The sequence below is a fragment of the Shewanella sp. KJ2020 genome (assembly GCF_024197625.1).
Lineage (GTDB): Bacteria > Pseudomonadota > Gammaproteobacteria > Enterobacterales > Shewanellaceae > Shewanella.
In genome coordinates, this window is the sequence record NZ_JAKUKD010000032.1 from 53,153 (window position 1) to 73,660 (window position 20,508).

24 protein-coding genes are annotated in these 20,508 nt (G+C 44.1%); 11 read left to right on the top strand and 13 right to left on the bottom strand.

From position 1 onward, the window contains the following. Window positions 1–77: 77 nt before the first annotated feature. From trmB to MJO46_RS18145, 5 genes are all read left to right on the top strand, one after another. Window positions 78–794, top strand: coding sequence for a tRNA (guanosine(46)-N7)-methyltransferase TrmB (trmB, locus tag MJO46_RS18125; RefSeq protein WP_253990527.1), 717 nt, complete (start codon window positions 78–80; stop codon window positions 792–794). 50 nt (window positions 795–844) lie between these two features. Continuing rightward, window positions 845–1,171, top strand: a complete 327-nt coding sequence (locus MJO46_RS18130) for a YggL family protein (RefSeq protein WP_253990528.1) — start codon at window positions 845–847, stop codon at window positions 1,169–1,171. Beyond that, window positions 1,171–2,085, top strand: coding sequence for a glutaminase B (gene glsB / locus MJO46_RS18135; RefSeq protein WP_253990529.1), 915 nt, complete (start codon window positions 1,171–1,173; stop codon window positions 2,083–2,085). The genes MJO46_RS18130 and glsB overlap by 1 nt, the downstream gene beginning before the upstream one ends. A 180-nt stretch (window positions 2,086–2,265) precedes the next feature. Continuing rightward, window positions 2,266–3,087 carry a YggN family protein gene (locus tag MJO46_RS18140; protein WP_253990530.1) on the top strand — a complete coding sequence of 274 codons (822 nt, stop codon included), beginning with the start codon at window positions 2,266–2,268 and terminating at the stop codon, window positions 3,085–3,087. A 383-nt stretch (window positions 3,088–3,470) separates the two neighbouring features. Continuing rightward, window positions 3,471–4,412 carry a LysR family transcriptional regulator gene (locus MJO46_RS18145; protein WP_253990531.1) on the top strand — a complete coding sequence of 314 codons (942 nt, stop codon included), beginning with the start codon at window positions 3,471–3,473 and terminating at the stop codon, window positions 4,410–4,412. Between the two features lie 617 nt (window positions 4,413–5,029). On the opposite strand, the gene MJO46_RS18150 is transcribed toward MJO46_RS18145, so the two are convergent. The 8 genes from MJO46_RS18150 to MJO46_RS18185 all read right to left on the bottom strand — a co-directional run bounded on the left by MJO46_RS18150 (window position 5,030) and on the right by MJO46_RS18185 (window position 12,025). Continuing rightward, window positions 5,030–6,880: a DUF885 family protein gene (locus MJO46_RS18150; protein ID WP_253990532.1), complete on the bottom strand. Its 1,851-nt coding sequence runs from the start codon at window positions 6,878–6,880 to the stop codon at window positions 5,030–5,032. A 152-nt stretch (window positions 6,881–7,032) separates the two neighbouring features. Then, window positions 7,033–8,199, bottom strand: coding sequence for a radical SAM family heme chaperone HemW (gene hemW, locus MJO46_RS18155; protein ID WP_253990533.1), 1,167 nt, complete (start codon window positions 8,197–8,199; stop codon window positions 7,033–7,035). Beyond that, a complete protein-coding gene (gene rdgB, locus MJO46_RS18160; RefSeq protein WP_253990534.1) occupies window positions 8,199–8,816 on the bottom strand; it encodes an RdgB/HAM1 family non-canonical purine NTP pyrophosphatase in 618 nt (205 codons plus the stop codon). The genes hemW and rdgB overlap by 1 nt, the downstream gene beginning before the upstream one ends. Window positions 8,817–8,938: 122 nt before the next feature. Next, window positions 8,939–9,373, bottom strand: coding sequence for a DUF4426 domain-containing protein (locus MJO46_RS18165; RefSeq protein ID WP_198780622.1), 435 nt, complete (start codon window positions 9,371–9,373; stop codon window positions 8,939–8,941). Between the two features lie 92 nt (window positions 9,374–9,465). After that, window positions 9,466–9,756 (bottom strand): DUF167 family protein YggU, encoded by a 291-nt coding sequence (gene yggU, locus MJO46_RS18170; RefSeq protein WP_198780621.1) that lies wholly within the window; start codon window positions 9,754–9,756, stop codon window positions 9,466–9,468. Continuing rightward, window positions 9,756–10,304 (bottom strand): YggT family protein, encoded by a 549-nt coding sequence (locus MJO46_RS18175; protein ID WP_253990535.1) that lies wholly within the window; start codon window positions 10,302–10,304, stop codon window positions 9,756–9,758. The genes yggU and MJO46_RS18175 overlap by 1 nt, the downstream gene beginning before the upstream one ends. A 41-nt stretch (window positions 10,305–10,345) precedes the next feature. Next, window positions 10,346–11,164 carry a pyrroline-5-carboxylate reductase gene (proC, locus tag MJO46_RS18180; RefSeq protein ID WP_253990536.1) on the bottom strand — a complete coding sequence of 273 codons (819 nt, stop codon included), beginning with the start codon at window positions 11,162–11,164 and terminating at the stop codon, window positions 10,346–10,348. Between the two features lie 162 nt (window positions 11,165–11,326). Then, the gene (locus tag MJO46_RS18185; RefSeq protein WP_253990537.1) at window positions 11,327–12,025 is read right to left on the bottom strand and encodes a YggS family pyridoxal phosphate-dependent enzyme; all 699 of its coding nucleotides are present in this window, start codon (window positions 12,023–12,025) and stop codon (window positions 11,327–11,329) included. Window positions 12,026–12,060: 35 nt separating this feature from the next. On the opposite strand from MJO46_RS18185, the gene MJO46_RS18190 reads away from it, so the two are divergent. The 4 genes from MJO46_RS18190 (at window position 12,061) to hemH (ending at window position 15,999) form a co-directional block, all read left to right on the top strand. Then, window positions 12,061–13,098, top strand: coding sequence for a type IV pilus twitching motility protein PilT (locus tag MJO46_RS18190; RefSeq protein WP_007646255.1), 1,038 nt, complete (start codon window positions 12,061–12,063; stop codon window positions 13,096–13,098). Window positions 13,099–13,107: 9 nt separating this feature from the next. Further along, window positions 13,108–14,220 carry a PilT/PilU family type 4a pilus ATPase gene (locus MJO46_RS18195; protein WP_198783580.1) on the top strand — a complete coding sequence of 371 codons (1,113 nt, stop codon included), beginning with the start codon at window positions 13,108–13,110 and terminating at the stop codon, window positions 14,218–14,220. 180 nt (window positions 14,221–14,400) lie between these two features. After that, on the top strand, window positions 14,401–14,940 hold the full coding sequence (locus tag MJO46_RS18200) for a glutathione peroxidase (protein WP_253990538.1): 540 nt from the start codon (window positions 14,401–14,403) through the stop codon (window positions 14,938–14,940). 45 nt (window positions 14,941–14,985) lie between these two features. Then, window positions 14,986–15,999, top strand: coding sequence for a ferrochelatase (hemH, locus tag MJO46_RS18205; RefSeq protein ID WP_253990539.1), 1,014 nt, complete (start codon window positions 14,986–14,988; stop codon window positions 15,997–15,999). A gap of 73 nt (window positions 16,000–16,072) precedes the next feature. Here the strand turns inward: hemH and ruvX are convergent, their stop codons facing one another. The 4 genes from ruvX to MJO46_RS18225 all read right to left on the bottom strand — a co-directional run bounded on the left by ruvX (window position 16,073) and on the right by MJO46_RS18225 (window position 17,985). Next, window positions 16,073–16,498 (bottom strand): Holliday junction resolvase RuvX, encoded by a 426-nt coding sequence (ruvX, locus tag MJO46_RS18210; RefSeq protein ID WP_253990540.1) that lies wholly within the window; start codon window positions 16,496–16,498, stop codon window positions 16,073–16,075. Between the two features lie 30 nt (window positions 16,499–16,528). Then, entirely contained in the window at window positions 16,529–17,092 is a 564-nt protein-coding gene (locus MJO46_RS18215; RefSeq protein ID WP_253990541.1) for a YqgE/AlgH family protein, read from the bottom strand. Between the two features lie 93 nt (window positions 17,093–17,185). Then, complete coding sequence (gene yciH, locus MJO46_RS18220) at window positions 17,186–17,515, bottom strand: stress response translation initiation inhibitor YciH (RefSeq protein ID WP_253990542.1); 330 nt, start codon at window positions 17,513–17,515, stop codon at window positions 17,186–17,188. A gap of 155 nt (window positions 17,516–17,670) precedes the next feature. Next, window positions 17,671–17,985, bottom strand: a complete 315-nt coding sequence (locus MJO46_RS18225) for a hypothetical protein (RefSeq protein ID WP_253990543.1) — start codon at window positions 17,983–17,985, stop codon at window positions 17,671–17,673. A 178-nt stretch (window positions 17,986–18,163) separates the two neighbouring features. Between MJO46_RS18225 and MJO46_RS18230 the strand changes: the two genes are divergently transcribed. Together MJO46_RS18230 and MJO46_RS18235 are read left to right on the top strand one after the other, a co-directional pair. Further along, window positions 18,164–18,724 (top strand): DUF4136 domain-containing protein, encoded by a 561-nt coding sequence (locus tag MJO46_RS18230; protein WP_253990544.1) that lies wholly within the window; start codon window positions 18,164–18,166, stop codon window positions 18,722–18,724. A 354-nt stretch (window positions 18,725–19,078) separates the two neighbouring features. Next, on the top strand, window positions 19,079–19,720 hold the full coding sequence (locus MJO46_RS18235; protein WP_253990545.1) for a trimeric intracellular cation channel family protein: 642 nt from the start codon (window positions 19,079–19,081) through the stop codon (window positions 19,718–19,720). A gap of 133 nt (window positions 19,721–19,853) precedes the next feature. Here MJO46_RS18235 and tpx read toward each other — a convergent pair whose 3' ends face one another. Continuing rightward, window positions 19,854–20,447: a thiol peroxidase gene (tpx, locus tag MJO46_RS18240; RefSeq protein ID WP_253990546.1), complete on the bottom strand. Its 594-nt coding sequence runs from the start codon at window positions 20,445–20,447 to the stop codon at window positions 19,854–19,856. Window positions 20,448–20,508 lie beyond the last annotated feature (61 nt).

Consider the following 20,508-nt stretch of genomic DNA (forward strand, 5'->3'; position numbering starts at 1 on the left):
TTAGTGCTTGCACTGTATGTTGAACTTTGGATAATGCCCTTCTTTTATGATGGTGCTGTCCACTAGACGAGGCAAAAATGAGCGAAGTCACTACCGCTGAATTTAATGAAGAAGGCAAGTATCTGCGCAAGATCAGAAGCTTTGTCCTAAGAGAAGGTCGCTTAACTAAAGGCCAAGCACAAGCTATTGAAAGCCAGTGGCCAACAATGGGCTTAGATTACAGCCCAGCGCCATTGAACCTGAGCGACGTTTTTGGCCGTGAAGCCGATACAGTTCTGGAAATTGGCTTTGGCATGGGCGCCTCTTTGGTGCAAATGGCAAAAGAGGCACCAGAGCAAAATTTTATTGGTATTGAAGTACATAAGCCTGGTGTAGGCTCTTGCCTAAGTGATGCGGCCATTGCTGGTGTGACAAATTTACGTGTGTATCATCATGATGCCATGGAAGTATTAGAACATGCGATTGCCGATGGTAGCTTGGCCCGTGTGCAATTGTTCTTCCCTGATCCTTGGCATAAAAAACGTCACCATAAGCGCCGCATAGTACAAGCGGAATTTGCCGAACTTATCCGCCGCAAGCTGAAAATTGGCGGTGTGTTCCATATGGCAACCGATTGGGAAGAATACAGCGAGCACATGCTCGAGGTAATGAATGCGGCGCCCGGTTATAAAAACCAATCGAGTGACGGCACCGTTGTGCCACGTCCTGATCACCGTCCACTGACAAAGTTTGAAGCCCGCGGCCATAGATTGGGTCACGGTGTATGGGATCTGATGTTTGAGCATATTGCTTAATCTCGAACTCAATTTTTAGCTAATTTTTTAACACAACGGGGAAAATCACTATGGCAACTAATCGTAGCCGTCGTTTACGTAAGAAAATGCGCGTCGATGAATTCCAAGAGTTAGGTTTTGATATGACTTGGACTTTTGATGCATCAGTATCTGAAGCCGATATCGATGCAACTGTGGATAAGTTTATCGATGAAGTGATCGAAGCCCGCAAATTAGGTTTCCACGGCGGTGGTCATATCGAATGGGAAGGTATTATCGCCACTCAAAGCATTGGCAAATGTACCGAAGAAGATATTGCTGCAGTTAAGGCATTCTGGGCGAAGCAAAAAGTGTCTCAGGTTGAAGTTAGCGAACTGTACGATATTTGGTGGAGTTAATGCCCGAGTTGGCATTACTTGAGGAAGTGGTCGACAAAGTTCGACCCTTGCTCGGCCAAGGAAAGGTTGCAAATTATATCCCCGCATTGGCCAGCGTTGATGCTGGTAAATTAGGCATTGCCGTCACGACTGTTGACGGTGAAACCTTAGGTGCGGGCGATTACCTTGAGCCGTTTTCGATTCAAAGTATCTCTAAAGTTTTCAGCTTAACCTTAGCCTTAAACTTATATGAAGAGGCCGAAATCTGGAGCCGTGTTGGCAAAGAACCTTCGGGCCATTCATTCAACTCTTTAGTACAAGTCGAATTAGAACGTGGCAAGCCGCGCAACCCCTTTATCAATGCTGGCGCGTTAGTGATTGCTGACTTATTGCAGAGCCGTTTAGGTGCACCTAAACACAGAATGCTTGAGTTAGTCAGGCAACTCAGCCAAAACGATAAAGTGTGTTTCGATAAACAGGTGGCAGATTCAGAATATCAGCATAGTGCGCGCAATGCGGCTATCGCTTATTTAATGAAGTCATTTGGTAATTTTCAGGGTGATGTTGATACTGTGCTGCGCACTTATTTTCATTACTGCGCCTTAAAGATGAATTGTGCAGACTTGTCTAAGGCCATGTTGTATTTGGCCAATCGCGGCAAAACTATGGACGGTACTGAGCTGATTTCTCAAGTGCAAACTCGGCAGCTTAATGCCCTGTTGGCAACCTCTGGCCTATACGATGGTGCGGGTGAATTTGCTTATCGTGTCGGTATGCCGGGTAAAAGCGGCGTTGGTGGCGGGATTATTGCGGTTATCCCTGGCGAGTTATCCATATGTGTCTGGTCTCCTGAACTCGATAATCAAGGTAACTCCCTTGCGGGTACTGCTATGCTCGAGCATCTAAGCCAGCGTCTTGGTCGATCTATTTTCTAGTTTTACCTCTTGTTTTAATTAGCACTAGTAGGCTAAAAGTTAGTGAATTTCACTACTGACTTTTTAGTGCAAATTTAATAAGCATTTCATTATCAATACTTTAAATAGTTGGCATGTCTTCTGCAGTTCATCTTTCAGTTGTTAAATTTTATCGATCTTCATATCAAAGGATGACCAAAAATGAAAATAAATAAACTGATGATGGGTTTAGCTGTGTCGGGGATGATTTTCACTGTATCTGCTTTACAACTCGCCGAAGCGAAAACTGAGCTAGATACCGATGATCGCTGTGACGTGTCTTTAAATTATGATGTGAAGATTGAACCTAAAAAATTAGTTATGAGCGAGAAGGGCACTGAGAAGTATCGCATCGAAGCCGATAGGTTATTTGTAGAAGGCAAACAAGTCGATTTAACCGATAAGCAAAAAAAGTTAGTGACTCAATATGCCGATGAAGTATCGGCTCAAGTGCCAGAAGTGATTGAACTTGTGAATGAGGCTGTTGCTCTTGCTTCCCAAGCTGTGAGCATGGCCTTAACTCCTCTAATGGGTGATGCGGCCGGTGCCAAATTTGATGAAATGATGGCAGGTGTGCAAAAACGGGTTGATTCAGTGGCCTACAAGCATGGCGATAGTTTCTACTTAGGTGCAACGGAAGACTCGATGCAGAGTACATTTAACGATGAATTCGAGCAGGAAATGGAGCAAATTGTTCAGAATTCAGTTGGCACTATTATGATGACCATAGGTGGCCAAATTATGTCCGGCGACGGTGAGAACTTTGAAGCCAAGATGGATGCCTTCTCCAAAAAAATGGATAACCTAGGCCAAGATATAGAGCAACAAATTGAGGCGCAATCTAAGGGAATAGAAGAAAAAGCCGACCGTTTGTGCGGCCGATTTGAAGAGCTGTTAGTGCTTGAAAACCAATTGCGCAAGGAAGTGCCAGAATTAGCCTCCTACGCCTTGACACAAAATGCATCCGGTGAGTTACGTCAATGACAGTTTTGTGAGTGACCATTCACTTTAGGTCCCGACTTTGAAACCCAAGGCCCTAGTTACGTAAATCGTACTAGGGCTTTGACGTTATAGGGGAATATTTGAATTGATATGAGCTATACGCTGGCGCTTGCGGCTATTTAGCATGGAATGTTACAGTCTAAAGACTAATGTTTGATATACTCTTAAAATATAATGAAAAGCTGGCAATTCAGTCAGATAAAATACTCTACTTCAGCGGACTTTTTCGGTCTAAACCTCTGCAATAAACACATTTTTCCATGGGATGTTGATGCAAAGATTGAGTATGCAACTGTTTTATGCTGCATTCCTATGTTATACCGAAAGTTAATATCATTGTCGTAAACTGCTTAAGGCGACTTTCAATGTTAGAACTGTTAGAACCTATTGCGATTTTTACTCATGTGGCCAGAGCTGGTAGTTTTAGCGCCGCCGCAAGAAGGCTTGGGATCTCTAAGTCTAAGGTCAGTACGCAGGTAGCCGATCTTGAACATAGACTCGGTGTTCAATTAATCCAACGTACCACTCGAAGCTTAAGTCTGACTGAAGCTGGACACTTGTTATATCTGCAAGGGGAAGAGCTACTGCGTGATGCGGAGCAGGCTATTGCAAGTGTTCACAATTTGAACGATGCCACACGTGGCGTGCTAAAAGTGGGTATATCCCAGTCTTTTGGTGCTATGCATATTATTCCAGCCTTACCATCCTTTATGGCGAAGCATCCAGAGCTAGAGTTGCAGGTGAGTTTACTCGACCATAAGGTGGATGTGGTGAGTGAAGGTCTTGATTTACTGCTCACTATGTCAGAGCAATTGCCTTTGGGAATGGTGGCAAGACCCTTAATGAAGTGCCAATTCCTCCTCGTTGCTTCCCCTGATTATGTCGCCAAACATGGCGAGCCGACTCGTCCTGAACAATTGGTTGATCACAATTGTTTAGTCTATCAAGGCGAGTGGCATGAACACAGTATGTGGCAATTTAGGAAGGGAGATGACTACTGTGAAATTGGGGTGTCTGGGAATTTCAGGGTCGATAATGCCCCAGCATTAAAATCGGCGGCGATTAGTGGCCTAGGTATAGTGTATTTAGCCAGCTATTTGATGGAAGATGAAATTAATAAGGGGACCTTAGTGCCCTTATTAAAGGATTGGCAATTGACCCACCACTTGCCTTTGCAAGCGGTTTATCCGCGCCGTAAACATCTCGCACCTAAGGTCAGCGCTTTTATCGAATTTATTAAAGATCATATTGGAAACCCACCCTATTGGGATATTCCCTATGCTGAACTCTTTAGCAAGCGTCAGTAAAAGTGAAAACATTGTTCTCAAAAACGGCCTTATGTAAGCCTTTTGGGTTTTTAATGTGGGTTTAACCTTTAAAATCAGTTGCTTGTATTTTATTTGTGCCTGTATTTGTGTTTGATTTTTTAGGCTTTACTAAAGCATAAGTATTAAGCGCGCTTGAACTTTGTTCTTATTTGAATACAATGGCGACAGCTGATTTGGAATGATCTGAGTCCTATACTGATATTGGAAATGACCCCTTTCAATATGAGTGTACAGATCGGCAGAAGTGCAGTTCTAGATCACCGCCAGCAGAAGTTTTCGAACTAAAACAATGTTGGCTTTTAAACCATCATCCTAGTTTTTGGTTTACCTCAGCCCTATAGCTGAGGTAATTTTTTTCTGGTGGTTTAGTTCTGGGACAAGTTTTTGTCTCTCTGTACCCTAAAGTCACATCGAGTATTAAGCCTTTGAAATTAATACATCAAATATAGTGACCCACAGTGAGATAGGGTTTTATTACGCAGGTAATAAATCCAATAAAAAAGCCACGGAGTCGTGGCTTTTTTATTGGGCGCTATTCATCCCGTCTAAGATACGCAGGAGGCACTTTTCTAATGCCCCCCTTTATCGTTGAATTATCAAGCCTTATTGATATTGGCAATCCATTGATCAACTTGCTCTTCGAGTACATCGAGTGGCAATGCACCGTTGGCTAGCACTAAGGTATGAAAGTCCCTAATGTCAAACTTATTACCAAGTTGCTGCTGTGCTTTATGTCTTAATTCCAACAGTTTTATCATACCCACTTTATAGGCTGTCGCCTGGGATGGCATAACGATATGGCGTTCAACCATTTTCACCGCATCGGATTTAGCATTGGGTGTATTATCCACGTAATAGGCTATGCCTTGCTCGCGGGTCCACTTCTTAGCGTGGATACCTGTATCAACCACTAAGCGACATGCACGCCATAACTCCATGGCTAGACGCCCAAAGTCAGAGTAAGGGTCGGCATAGAGCGCCATTTCTTTCGGAAAAGATTCGCTATATAGACCCCAGCCCTCGATATAGGCGGTATAGCCACCAAACTTACGGAATTTAGGAATATTTTGTAGTTCTTGGGATATGGCGATTTGCATATGATGCCCTGGGATCCCTTCGTGGTAAGCCAGTGCCTCCATCTGGTATTTAGGCATGGCTTTCATATCATATAGATTTGCGTAATAACTACCGGGTCTTGAACCATCCGGTGCGGGTTGCTCATAGAAGGCTTTGCCAGCAGATTTTTCCCTAAAGGCCTCGACTGATTTTACTATCATCGGCGCTTTGGGTTTGACCTTAAACACTTCACCTAAGCGGGACTGCATATTATCGATGAGTTTAGTTGCATCGGCTAAATAGGCGGCTTTACCCTCGGCGGTATTAGGGTAGTAAAACTGAGGGTCGTCGCGCATAAAGCTAAAGAATTGCTGTAAATCACCTTTAAAATTGACCTTCTCCATAATGGCACGCATTTCATCATGGATGCGTTTAACTTCAGCAAGTCCCAATTTATGGATTTGCTCGGCGGTCATATTGGTTGTGGTAGTACGGGCTAATGCGTTGTTATAGAAGGTGGCCCCATCGGGCAGCTTCCATACGCCATCCCGTGTATCGGCTTTGGCTTCTAGGGTTTTTAGATAGGAGATAAGCGTGTTATAGGCAGGTTCAACCCGACTCACAAGGGCTTTTTCTGCTTGGGCTATCAGTGCCTGTTTTTCTGTATCCTTGATCTCTAGTGCTGTGACTTTTCGACGAAAATCTGCCAATAGGACGCTGTCATCGCCCTTATCGAAGGGGGCGCCTTTAATAATGTTTTGGCTATCTGAAATCACATAAGCGAACACGAACTTAGGCGCGATAATGCCTTTGTCTGCGCGCACTTTTAATGCCGTCTGTAATTGGCTTAAGCGTTTTTGAACGCCATTTAAGCGACTGATATAGGCCTTAGCATCTTCGATATTGGTAATTTGGTGTTGATTAATTAAGAAGGAGGCGACCATAGAATGGCCACCGCGCATTTGATTTACAGGATAATTATGATAACGCCATTGGTAATCATCGATATCGTTTTGCAGGTTTTGTACTAGCAGTTTTAGACTTAGGCTGGTTTGAGGATCTAATTTGGTAGCGTCGAGTTGCTGCACTGCCGCAAGTTGTTTCTTGGTGCGGGCCAGTTCGATAGCATCGGCTTCATCACCTATTTCATCCCATTTATCATAGTCTTGTTTAATCCCCATATAGGTTTGTGAAATAGGGCTTGCCATGATGTTTTCCATAAAAATGGTTTCGAACAGGGCGTTGGCTTTTTCTGATCCAGTTTGGATGACAGCACTTACGGGCTCACTTGGACTATTTAAGGCGGGTGAGATTGGGGCTGCATATGCGGGGGGAAATAATAGGGCCGAAAGGGTGAGTGCGACTAAGCTGATTTTCGTTTTTATAGGCATGGTCAGGCTTCCTTGGTTGAGTTAAGTCAATTCTAAAGAAGCAAAGTAAAAATGTATGAATATTAATGTTAGAAAATGTGTTAGCAGCAATAGGTTGAAAAGTCATTATTTTATGCTAACACATTATTTATATTTGAATTTTAACTGTTAGCTCAACAGAATTTGGTCAGTAAATCATTCACAAACATATGGCCTTTACTGGTTAATTGCCAGTGTTCGGCCGATTCTGTGAGCAAACCCCGTTGTTTGGCTTTTTCCATCCCATCATTCAAGGTATCTCGGTGCAACCCGGTTCTTTGCTCAAATTCTTGCTTAGGGATAGGAGTCATCAGACGCAGACGGTTCATCAAATATTCAAGGGCACGATCTTCCTCGGCAACATCCGTTTGCTCTGCCAGATATGTACTGGCACTCAGATATCCCTTGGGATGTTTAATTTTTACCGTGCGTATGATGCGGTTTTCCTCTGGTAGCGTCACTTTGCCATGGGCCCCGCAGCCTATGCCTAAATAATCCCCAAATTGCCAGTAGTTAAGGTTATGCCTGCATTGGTAACCGGGTTTAGCGTAGGCGGATATTTCGTATTGCTCATAGCCTAAAGCCGCCAGCTTTTGTTGGCCTTGCTCATAGATATGCCAGAGATCTTCATCATCGGGTAGCTGCGGCGGTTTTGAGTGGAATAGGGTGTTTGGCTCAATCGTTAACTGATACCAAGATAAATGTGGTGGATTGAGCGCCGCAGCGGTGTCGATATCTGCCATAGCTTCATCAAAACTTTGGTTGGGTAATCCATGCATTAAATCAAGATTAAAACTCAAATAACCCGCTTGGCTGGCTTTTTGCGCAGCGACTTGTGCCTCGTTTTGATCGTGAATTCGCCCCAGCAGATTGAGCTTATCCTTAGAAAAACTCTGCACGCCTATGGATAAACGGCTGACACCGGCCACACGATAGGCGCTGAAGTCATCGTGTTCTAGGGTGCCAGGGTTGGCTTCCATGGTGATTTCGATATCGTCACTAAAGGGAATAAGTGCATTGGCACCATCGAGTATGCGCTTGATTTGCGAGGCATCGAATAATGAAGGTGTGCCGCCACCAATAAAAATAGTGTGGATTTTTCGGCCTTGGACTAGATATAAGTCTTGGCGTAAGTCTTCCAACAGCGCATCAACATAGGCTTCCTGTGGCAGCTCACCATTTTGGCCGTGGGAGTTAAAGTCGCAGTAGGGGCACTTTTGTACGCACCAGGGAATATGGATATACAGGCTGAGTGGTGGCAGTTCCAGCTTCATCGCACTGGTTACGGCAGTTGACGACATTATTGTGCATTCCCGCCAGTTAACACGCCTTGGGTTTGCATCGCGGCTAAGAGTTGCGCTAGGGCTTTGCCGCGATGGCTTAAGGCATTTTTCTCATCACTGCTCAGCTGCGCCGCGCTACATTGATGCTGTTCAGGGATAAAAATCGGATCATAGCCGTGACCATTGTCGCCGCGTTGTTCGAAGCCTATTTGTCCTTCCCAAGAGGCTTGGCAAATGATGGGCGTAGGGTCTTTTGCATGGCGCATATAGACTAAAACACATTGGAACCTTGCGGTGCGTGGCGCAGGCTGGTCTTTTAATGTCTCAAGTAGTTTCAATACGTTGTCTTGATCTTTAGCATTTTCGCCCGCGTAGCGAGCCGAATAAATACCAGGAGCGCCTTGGAGTGAGTCCACTTCCAAGCCTGAGTCGTCCGCAATCGCGGCAAGGCCTGTGATTTCGGCGGCATGTCTTGCCTTGATAATGGCGTTTTCCACAAAGGTTGTGCCCGTTTCCGCAACTTCACTGACGTTGAATTGATTCTGCGGCAGCACTTTTACACCATAAGCGGCGAGCATTTGATCGAATTCGGCTAGTTTACCTTTGTTACCACTGGCGAGGACAATTTGTTGCATGGAATACCTATATCATTGGGCGACAATTACTGCGGCAATGATACCCAAGCTTAGTGTTAAAGGATAGCGAAAGGGGTCGGACGATGGGGTTTTACATCGTCCGAACGGCGGGTGTTGATGGGCTATTCGACGTAAAATTTTTGCTTAAACTGCAAGTTGGTATTCAGTTCATTACCGTGTTTGATGGCAATATTGAAGTTGATCTCTTGATCGTCTCGGTAAGGCACTTCTGCAATATAGTAAATGGCATTGCCTTCGCGGATTTCCTTAAACTTCAAGTCAATACGTGCATCTAACAGGTTATTAGCGACGCCAGTAATTTCAACTGGAACCGCAGGCGAGCCCGTTGCACTCGTATCTAATACGGCGATATTGATGATCCCCCTATAGCTACTGCGTTCAATGCCGTAGGACTTAGCTATGCTAGGCGTTAAAAATGTGCTGCCTAATGCCATGTAATGGATATCAAAATTACCGACGGTTTCTTTTTGTTCGGCGTTTGCTACGCCGCATAGACTCGCGGTTAACGCAAGCATTACGAGGAGATGACGAAACATGATTGGATACCTTCATATTAGGGGGTTCTTGAGTATAGGTCGCAGGGCCTATAGCTTCCAACGGAACTTTTTACTAATGCATATGCGTGTGCTTATTCGATCAAGGCATTGACTTCGGGTGGAATAAGTTTTGGCGCAATTATGCGGACTTGTTTGTGGCGGCCAAGTTCGCCCTTTAGGATTTGAACATCACTTTTAGGAACTTTAAACGCTTTCGCTAAATATTTGCTCAAGTGCGCATTGGCCTTGCCATCGATAGGTGGTGCTGTGATGGCGACTTTGAGTTCATCGCCGTGCAGCCCCACTATCTGATCTCGACTCGCCTTAGGCTGAATATACAAATTAAGCAGCAAGTCGCCTTGCTGCAAAATAATAGCATTCATCAAATGATTGCCCAGTAAGGCACATATTGAGCGAGCAGCATGTTGATGAAGTTCATGCCAATAATGACAACCATTACCGACAAATCTAACCCGCCGATAGGGGGGATAATACGTCTAACGGGGGCCAAAACAGGCTCTGTTAGCTGATCCATAATCATCACTATTGGGTTATAGCCTTGATTAAACCAGCTTAAAATGGCGCGAATAATCAACATCCAAAACAGCAATACTCCCGCTTTTTTTACCACAGACACTAAGGCAAATACGAGAAACAGCAGAATATCGAACCCACCGCCAGCAATAAGACTTATCAGCAATAATTTTGCAATCACAACGAGCAGGGCGAGTACAAAGGAGGCGGTATCGAATCGTCCCATAGAAGGGAGTACTCGGCGCATCGGGGCGATAAGGGGATGGGTGGCCTTTACGATAAACTGACTAAAAGGATTGTAAAAGTCGGCTCTAGCTAATTGTAGCCAGATCCGTAATATCACCACCATTAAATATAAATCAAAGAATGTGTTGATTAAAAAGGTTAATGCATTCATCGAGATTTCTGCCTATGTGAGTTCGATAAAAAAGCTTAAAGCTAAAATGTTGCGGCCATTTCCTCTGCACGGTTAATGCAATTTTCCATGGCTTTTTTGACTATTCCCCGCATATCTGCGGCTTCAAATGTCGCAATGGCTTGGGCAGTGGTTCCGCCCTTTGATGTCACATTTTCCCTTAGATTACCAAGGGTAAGATCTGGGTTTTGCTTTGCCATCATAGCAGCGCCGAGGGCTGCTTGCTGCACTAAACTTCTGGCTTTTGCTTCATCCATCCCCATTTGTTTACCCGCATCTATCATAGACTCCATCAGCAGGAAGAAATACGCAGGCGAACTGCCCGCAAGTGCGATCACTTTATTAATGTCCGCTTCTTCATTTACCCAAACGATGTCGCCACCGCTTGACATGAGACGTTCACAGATGGCTGTCTGCTCTGCAGACAGAGGTTGAGGTGCAAAGAGTCCGGTCATCCCCACACCAATTTGCATGGGGGTATTTGGCATTGCACGGACAAGCGTCACGGGCTGCGCTAGGTATTCACTGTAACGACTCGCCTTAATACCTGCCGCAATAGTGATGACTAATTTCTTAGACATATCCACAGTTTGCAGGGCTTCACACACTTGTTGCATCAACTGCGGTTTCACCGATAACACTATAACATCGGCATTTTTCGCGGCGATTAGATTATCTTGAGACACTAACACCCCAAAATCGGCCTCGAGCGCATCTAGCTTACCTTGGCTTGGATTTGTGGCTTGAACAAGCTTTGCGGGATAGCCACTGTGGATTAAACCACTGATGATGCTGCGGGTCATATTGCCTGCGCCGATGAAGCAGATTTTCTGTTGATCCATGTGATTCTCGTTAGTTGATTAATCGCATAATGTTTTTGTTTATCATTAAACAATAGAGCCCAAATGGGAGTATATGCAATTGGCTTTTATTACAGTATTTGGGCTCTTGGTGGTAAAAACAAGGCTAGTAGCCGAGTTGATAGTCCTCAGTTATCAATAGCATCAGGCAGAATAATCACGCTCACCAAAGATTGCACTACCAATACGTACCATAGTCGAGCCGCAAGCTATCGCAGTATCTAGGTCATTACTCATGCCCATTGAGAGGGTATCAATATGGGGGTAATGATGCTTTAGCTCTTCAAACAATTCTTTTAATTTAGTGAATTCTTGCACTTGCAGAGCTGAGTTCTCTGTTGCTGTGGGAATGGCCATCAATCCCCTGAGGGTTAAGTTAGGGAGCTGGGCGATTAATTGTGCGAGCGGCAACATTTGCTTGGCATCTATGCCAGATTTGCTTTCTTCATCACTGATATTGATTTGAATGCACACATTAAGCGGTGCCATAGAGATAGGGCGTTGCTCATTGAGGCGGATAGCGATTTTGTCCCGCGATACCGTGTGCATCCAGTCAAAATATTGGGCGACAATATTGGTTTTATTTGATTGCAGTGGCCCAATAAAATGCCATTCAATATCGGGATAGTTTCCCTGTAACTCGAGAATTTTTGCCATCCCCTCTTGGACGTAGTTTTCACCAAAGCAACGCTGCCCTGCATGATAGGCTGCTATAATATCTTCAATGGGTTTGGTCTTGCTGACTGCAAGTAAGCGAATACTGTTAGGTTGGCGTGCGCATTTTTGCGCCGCTTGCGCAATCCTATGCTGGGCGATTGCGAGTCTGTCTGCTATTGTTGTCATGATGTAATTATCTGCTTGCTAGGATATCCCAAACTATGGAAATCACTGAGTTATTAGCTTTTAGTGTAAAACACAAAGCCTCGGATCTACACCTCTCTGCAGGGATATCTCCCATGATCCGTGTCGACGGTGAAGTGAGAAAAATTAACCTGCCAGCGCTCGATCATCAGGGCGTACACAGTTTAGTGTACGATATTATGAATGATAAACAGCGTAAGGACTATGAAGAGCATTTAGAAATCGACTTTTCCTTCGAGGTCCCTAATTTAGCCCGTTTCCGGGTGAACGCATTTAACCAATCCCGCGGTGCAGCGGCGGTATTTCGTACCATTCCCAGTGAGATTTTGTCGCTTGAGCAGTTAGGTGCACCTGAGATTTTTAAAAAAATCTCTAGTTTCCCCAGAGGGTTAGTCTTAGTTACTGGGCCTACTGGTTCGGGTAAGAGTACCACACTTGCGGCCATGGTGGATTACATCAATGAAAACCGCCATGACCATATTTTAACGATTGAAGATCCAATCGAATTCGTTCATCAAAATAAGCAATGCTTGATCAACCAGCGGGAAGTGCACCGTCATACCCACAGTTTTAATGCTGCACTGCGCAGTGCCCTACGTGAGGATCCAGACGTAATCCTCGTCGGCGAGATGCGAGATCTTGAAACGATTCGCCTAGCGATGACGGCGGCTGAAACCGGTCACTTAGTTTTTGGTACTTTGCATACCACCTCGGCTGCTAAAACTATCGACCGTGTGGTCGACGTATTCCCCGCCGGTGAGAAAGACATGGTGCGCACTATGCTATCCGAGTCACTACAGGCGGTTATTTCACAAACGCTGATTAAAAAAATTGGTGGCGGGCGAGTCGCTGCCCACGAAATTATGATGGGCACACCTGCGATTCGTAACTTAATTCGTGAAGATAAAGTGGCGCAAATGTACTCGGCAATTCAAACGGGTATGGCCCACGGAATGCAAACATTGGAACAATGTTTACAAAATCTAGTCAACCGCGGCCTCATCACCCGTGAGGATGCAATGTCTAAGAGTTCAAACAAACAAGCGACGTTTTAAGGATTTATGATGGATGTACGTCCGTTTTTAAAAGTCATCGTTGAGCGAAAAGCCTCGGACTTATTTATTACCGCGGGCTTTCCGCCGAGCGCGAAAATAGATGGTGAGTTACGCCCCCTCGCAGAGAGTGCATTTACGCCTGCGCAGTCCTTGGATTTTGTTGAGTCCCTGATGACAGAAGCGCAGAAGAAAGAGTTTCATACAAGCCGTGAATGTAACTTTGCCTTTGCCGCAAAGGAGTTAGGACGTTTCCGGGTGAGTGCATTTTGGCAGAGGGAATCCCCCGGCTGTGTGATGCGCCGAATCGAGACAAAAATCCCCGATGTAGATGATTTAAAACTCCCACCTATTCTTAAAGATCTGGTCATGAGCAAGCGTGGGCTGATCATCATGGTGGGCGGTACAGGTACGGGTAAATCAACCTCGCTAGCCGCTTTAGTTGGATACCGTAATGCCCATGCCCGCGGTCATATTTTGACTATTGAGGATCCTGTTGAATTTGTTCATGATCATAGAAAAAGTATTATTACCCAGCGTGAAGTTGGGATTGATACAGAGTCGTTTGATGCGGCCCTAAAAAGTTCGCTGCGTCAGGCTCCCGATGTGATCTTGATTGGTGAGATCCGTACTCAAGAAACCATGGAGTTTGCGCTCTCATTTGCCGAGACGGGCCACCTCTGTATGGCAACCTTGCATGCGAACAACGCTAACCAAGCGCTCGATCGGATCATGCATTTAGTGCCCGAAAGTAAACACCAACAGTTATTGTTCGATTTATCCTTGAATTTGCGAGGCATTGTGGCGCAGCAACTGATCCCTAAGGTGGATGGTACTGGGCGACGTGCCGCCATTGAGGTGCTTATTAACACCCCTAGGGTGGCGAGTTTAATTGCCAAAAATGAGCTGCATTTACTCAAAGAAACTATGGCCAAATCGAATGAACAAGGTATGCAGACATTCGACCAAGCCCTGTTAAAACTCTATGTCGATGGTGAGATTAGTTATGCCGATGCCTTGCACCATGCCGATTCTCCTAACGATTTACGCTTGATGATTAAGCTGCAAAATAAAGAACCTAACAGTTCAAGCTTTATGGAAGGCGTTACCCTAGACATGGATTAATCAGAGTTTAATCCGTTAAGCAGCTCTTTATGGGCTGCTTTTGTTTGCGTTTTCAGATGATCACTCGGCTCAATCGTTTCTACTTCATCGCTATGTTGTCGTTAACCATAGCTTTTATTTTTAATTTAATATGATCTTTACTTAGCGATTTTGCGTAATGCACAGGTAAAGGAGAGAGTAATGCATAAATTCACCCTAGCACTAACGGCAGCGACAAGTTTACTGAGTGTCAATGCCATGGCGGTAACTTGTCCCAGCTATCTTGATCTGAACGTGCGTAAATTACACTCAGAAGAGCAGATTAATCTGTGTGAATTAACTCAAGGTAAACCTGTGCTTATCGTTAATACCGCCAGTAACTGTGGTTATACTCCGCAGTTTAGAGCCCTCGAAGCGCTTCATAAAGAATATAAAGACAAAGGTTTAGTCGTGATTGGCTTCCCGTCCGATGATTTTTTCCAAGAGGAAAATGACGAAAAAGAGACTGCTAAAGTCTGTTATATCAACTATGGCGTGACTTTCACTATGTTAGCGACCTCCGCCGTTCGGGGAAGCGATGTGAATAGTGTCTTCAAATATTTAGCCGATAAAACCGGAGCGCCAAAATGGAACTTCTATAAGTACGTTGTTAGTGGTGATGGCGCAGTGGTTCAGCAATTTAATCCCAAGGTGAAGCCTGATAGTGCTGAACTTAAGCAGGCAATCGAATCGGTTTTATAAAATTATCATTATAAATTAATTATTTGTGTAATTTAAGGGGTTGTTTTGGCTAGATTTTCAGGGCTTTCTAAAGAAAGTGGTCATGCAAAGCGGGGTAAGGTTGGCGTGCTGCTTTTAAACTTAGGGACACCGGATGCGCCAACGGCATCAGCTGTAAGGCGGTACCTTGCAGAGTTTTTGTCGGATCCCCGTGTAGTCGAAATCCCTAAGTTGGTTTGGATGATGATTTTACACGGGATTATTTTGCGAATACGCCCCGCAAAATCGGCGGCGTTATACCAAAAGGTATGGACAGCGGCCGGCTCGCCGCTAATGGACATTAGTTTACGTCAAACGGCTAAGTTAGCGGATAAACTTAAAGCTGATCACTATGATGTTTCTGTACATTTAGCTATGCGTTATGGCAGTCCATCTGTCGCCACTACATTGCAAACTATGCATCAAAATGGCATAGATAAAATTGTGGTGTTACCTCTATATCCGCAATATGCGGCGCCTACAACGGGATCGGCCTTCGATGCAATAGCAACGGAATTATCCCAGTGGCGTTATATCCCATCACTGCATTTTATTAATACATACCACGACAATCCTGATTTTATTACTGCACTTGCCGATAGTATTCGGGCCGATTTCGATGCCCATGGCAAACCACAGAAATTAGTGTTGTCCTACCATGGAATGCCAGAGCGAAATCTGCATTTAGGCGATCCTTATTACTGCTTCTGCATGAAAACGACTCGATTGGTTACCGAAAAGCTTGGGTTAGGTAAAGATGAGTTTGTGATGACATTTCAATCCCGCTTCGGCAAGGCTACATGGTTGCAGCCCTATACGGATGCCACAATTAAAGCTCTGCCAGGAGAGGGGATTCGGGATGTGGCGATTGTCTGTCCCGCATTTAGTGCTGATTGCTTAGAGACCTTAGAAGAAATTGTTGGTGAGAATGGCCATCTGTTTGTCGAGGCGGGTGGTGAAAAGTTCCGTTATATTGCTGCATTGAATGACAGTGATGCGCATATAAGTATGATGGCAAACTTAGTGAAGCCACATTTTTGAGCCGATGATTCATCGCGTTAAGCATCAAATTAAAAAGGATAAGATAACTTATCCTTTTCTTTTTGATGTAATTTTATTTACTGAAGTGATTTTCGAAGTAACTTTCGATAATCAGTACCGCAGAAACGGCATCGACTTGACCTTTAGTTAAGGCTTTAAAACCACCTAATTCAAATAATCTTGCTTTAGCGTCTGTGGTGGTGAGTCTCTCATCCTGAGTGACTATTTTTACCCCGAACTTAGCATTGATCCTATTGGCAAACTTACGCGCCCTGTGGGTCATTTCCTGCTCAGTTCCATCCATATTAAGGGGTAATCCCACAACGACCAAATCCGGCTGCCACTCTTTAATCAGCTCACCAATTTGATCCCAATTGGGAATGCCATCGACGGCCTTCAGCGACAGGAGTGGTGTGGCACTGGCGGTGATTTCTTGCCCAATGGCGACACCTATACTCTTAGTACCAAAATCAAAGCCTAAAACGGTTCTAGAATTCATGGAATACAAACTTATTGTGATGAAAGTGGTTTAAGCATGACCTGCCTGAGATGATAGTTGCCAAGCGTCAAACCCGAGTGAACGGCTCGCCTGTGGCCAACGGTCTTCATGTTTAACATCAAACAAAAGTGCAGGGTCCGCGGGAATTGTGAGCCAAGAATTATCTGCCAGTTCTTGCTCTAGCTGATTTTTACTCCATCCTGCATAACCTAATGCAACGAGAAACTTCTTGGGTGATCTATCGCTGCCAATGGCTGTTAATACATCCCGTGAGGTGGTGAGCATAAGCCCTGAGCCTAAATCTGTACTATTGGCCCAATAGGGTTGGGCGCTATGCAATACAAAACCACGGTCCTGTGAGACTGGGCCGCCCATCAGAACCTGTGAATTCTGGGCGAGATCGGCCGAGATCTGTTCTGTGGGCAAATCCATCTGTTCTAACAGTGAATTGACCTCAATACCCAGCGGTTTATTAATCACTAGCCCCATTGCGCCCTTAGCGTCATGCTCGCAAAGATAGATAACAGTGCGCTCAAAGTAGGTGCCATCAAGCGAAGGCATGGCGATTAAAAAATAGTTTTGCAAACTCTCCATTAAAACTCCGTTCAAGCCGATAGGCATTAACTTGGCAAGCAAAATGTGTAGTGGCAAACTGACTCACAGGACAATGATATCTAGGTTCCCTTATCAGCCGCCAGCCAATTTCACTTTATAATTTTGCTTCTCGAGTAACAGCTTCAGCTGTTCGCGATTATCTGTTTGTACTTCAATGGTGAAGTCTTTGACTGTTCCACCACAACCACATTGTTTTTTAAGGGTTTGTGCAAGAGTTTTCAAGGCGGATTCATCGAGCCCTAGGCCTGAAATAATCGATACCCCTTTGCCTTTACGACCCTTACTATCTCTGTGGATCCGCACTATGCCATCTGATGCGGGTATCGCTACTGGGCTCGGTTCGGCACTAATACGGCCTTTATCAGTACTGTACACTAAGGATACATTGGGATCTGCTTTCATAAGTCATCTTTCATTGGAATGTATGCGGCTCAAGTTTATCAAATTCAATGGGGTTCGTGGAGGTAAAAAAAGACCACTTAGAGATAGACTGTAAGTGGTCTGGAGAAAATGCTAACTCTTTGCAGGGAGGTAAGCATATTTTTAAAACTGAAGACTTAAAAGCGTTCTGCCACCATGGCAATCAGGGCAAGTGCCGTGAGTAATGCGCAGGGCATGATATACCGATGCAACTTAGGTAGGGCAATTAAACAGGCGGTAGAGACAAAACCGAATGCAGCCACTGTTGCATAATTGCCCCCATTGGACAGAGTGTCAAAAACTAACCAACTGAGTACACCTAAAGGCAAAATCAACAAACTTAATGGTAAGGGAGATTTAAGCTTTGTATTGTTGACCTCGACTGCCGCTTTTTGTGGCATGAAGAAAAAAATTGCCGATGCAACTATAAATGCGCTAATAAACCAGTACATATCTTTTGCCCTTCTCGTCTTAATTGATAATCATTATCATTTAAAGTGCTGCTGAAGTCAAGCTGAATAACATAGAGCTTTTTCATTAATAGAGTTGTAGATCAGACAATTGCTCTGTAAGCTAAATTTAGCTCTATAGGCTTATCTTTGTTCAGTGTGGACATCTGAGGAAATTAAAATGAGAAGTATCATTGTTGGCTTAGCCGTACTCGCCTTAAGTGCTTGTAGCTCGCTTAAATCGGGCTGGGATTATGATCCTACTGCCAATTTCAGCCAATATAAAACCTATGCTTGGGTGACTCAAAAAGCAGATACGTCAGGATATCATCTAGATGGTTTAATGGACCAACGTGTAAGAGATGCTATCAATATGCAACTTGCCGCTAAGGGAATGAACTTAGTCGATGCAAAAGACGCCGATGTATTAGTGAATTATCTGACCAAAGTGGATAAGAAGATCAACGTTGATACTTTTAATACTAATTTTGGTTATAGCCCTTATTATGGCCCAGGTTGGGGTTGGGGCGGCAATATGCATACCCAAACAACAGTGCGGGAGTATGAGGTCGGCACATTAATAGTTGATTTAATTGATAATAAAACAACTAAATTGATTTGGCGTGGATCTGTTGCCGATACGATCCGCGATAAAAATACCCCGGAAGAAAGAGTAGAGATCATTAATGAGGCCATAGGTAGCGTCATGATGAATTATCCTCCTAAGCCTGAGAATAAATAGTCCTTCCATTGGGGCTAGAGATCAAGGGCGGCCAATAGGCCGCTTTTTTGTGGCTAAATTTTAACCCTTTGACTGTCGTTGGTGCATTATCTGCATTTATTTGTGGTTTAGCTGAATTTTCGTTAATTATACTTATCATAAAATTTATTTTTATAGTTGAAGTGATAGGTTGTCATTTTTAACAGCTTATTTAGTATGCATTTTTTATGCTTTGTTAGGTTGTTGTGTTTTTATTTCATATATTTGCTATTTTTTGCATTATTTTTTCTAATGATTAATTTGAAATAATATCATTATCTAAGCTCGTATTTATCAGGCAGAATCAGCATCTTTTAATCTGAGCAGTAAGTCGTAATGCAAGAAGCACAGTTTATCGGGTGGTTGTGGTTGATAGGGATCCTTGCTGAGGCAATGACTGGGGCTTTAGCTGCGGGTCGTAAGCAGATGGACTTGTTCGGCGTGGTGATCATTGGTTGTGCGACTGCGATTGGCGGCGGTACATTAAGGGATATGTTATTAGGTAACTACCCGCTGATATGGGTAGAGAATGTCCATTACCTGATAGCCATTGCTTTTGCTTCTCTATTGACTGTGGCGATCGCACCCGTCATGCGTTATTTGTCTAAGTTATTTTTAGCCATCGATGCCTTAGGTCTTGCGGTATTTTCCATCGTAGGCGCGCAGAAAACCCTGATGCTTGGATTTAGTCCTACAATCGCTGTGGTCATGGGGCTAATCACAGGTGTGTTTGGTGGCGTGATCCGCGATATTCTATGCAATCAAGTACCGTTGATTTTTAAGAAGGAACTCTATGCTGTTATTTCACTGTTAACGGCAGGATTATATATCACCTTAGAAACCTATCAGTTAACCGAATGGATCAATCTAACGATTTGTTTAAGCTTAGGTTTCAGTCTGAGAATGTTGGCGTTACGTTACCATTGGTCAATGCCGACGTTTGATTATCAGGCCAGTAGCGACCAACATACGCACTAAATCTAAATAGCGCCTTGCATAGCGGAAATCAAATACTGACATTGATAACCCGTTTTCTATTCAAGTTTATTTATGCATTCTGAACGGTACGATAAAAATAGGGCAGTACTCCGCTGCCCTATTTTTATGGGGATTATTGGAGGGCTTGAATGGTTTTTAATGCTGCCAGTGCCGCATCATAGTTTGGATGTTCGGTAATATTTGGCACTAATTCTTGGTATTGCAGTTTACCTTCCGCATCGATAATAAAAATCGCGCGGGCCAGTAAGCCGTAATCTTGAATTAATAGGCCGTATTTTTCACCAAAGTCACGCCAGACCGAATCTGATAGCACTTTAATTTTGTCTACATTTTCAACTTTACAAAAACGCTTCTGTGCGAAGGGGAGATCGGCGCTAATTGTCAGCATTATTACATCATCCGAAAAATGGCTGACTTCACTATTAAAGCGTTTTGTCTGTAATGCGCATACGCCGGTATCTAAGCTTGGTACCGAACTGATAAGCACAGTTTTACCTTTAAAGTCACTTAGGGTAACAGGCGTAAAATGCTCATCCACCACTTTAAACCCCGGCGCCATTTGGGTAAGTTTGGGCAATTGGCCCTCCAGTGTGACGGTTTTTTCGCCCATTAACACCTGCGTTTTTTCATTGGCAATGGCATTGGGGCTGAGTAGCATTAAACTGCAAAAACAGCTAGCGGCTAAAAATGAAATGTACTTTTGCATTTTATCTCCTTGCACAAGAACATCCCTGTGCGCATTTAACTATTAACCCTTAAGGTACGCC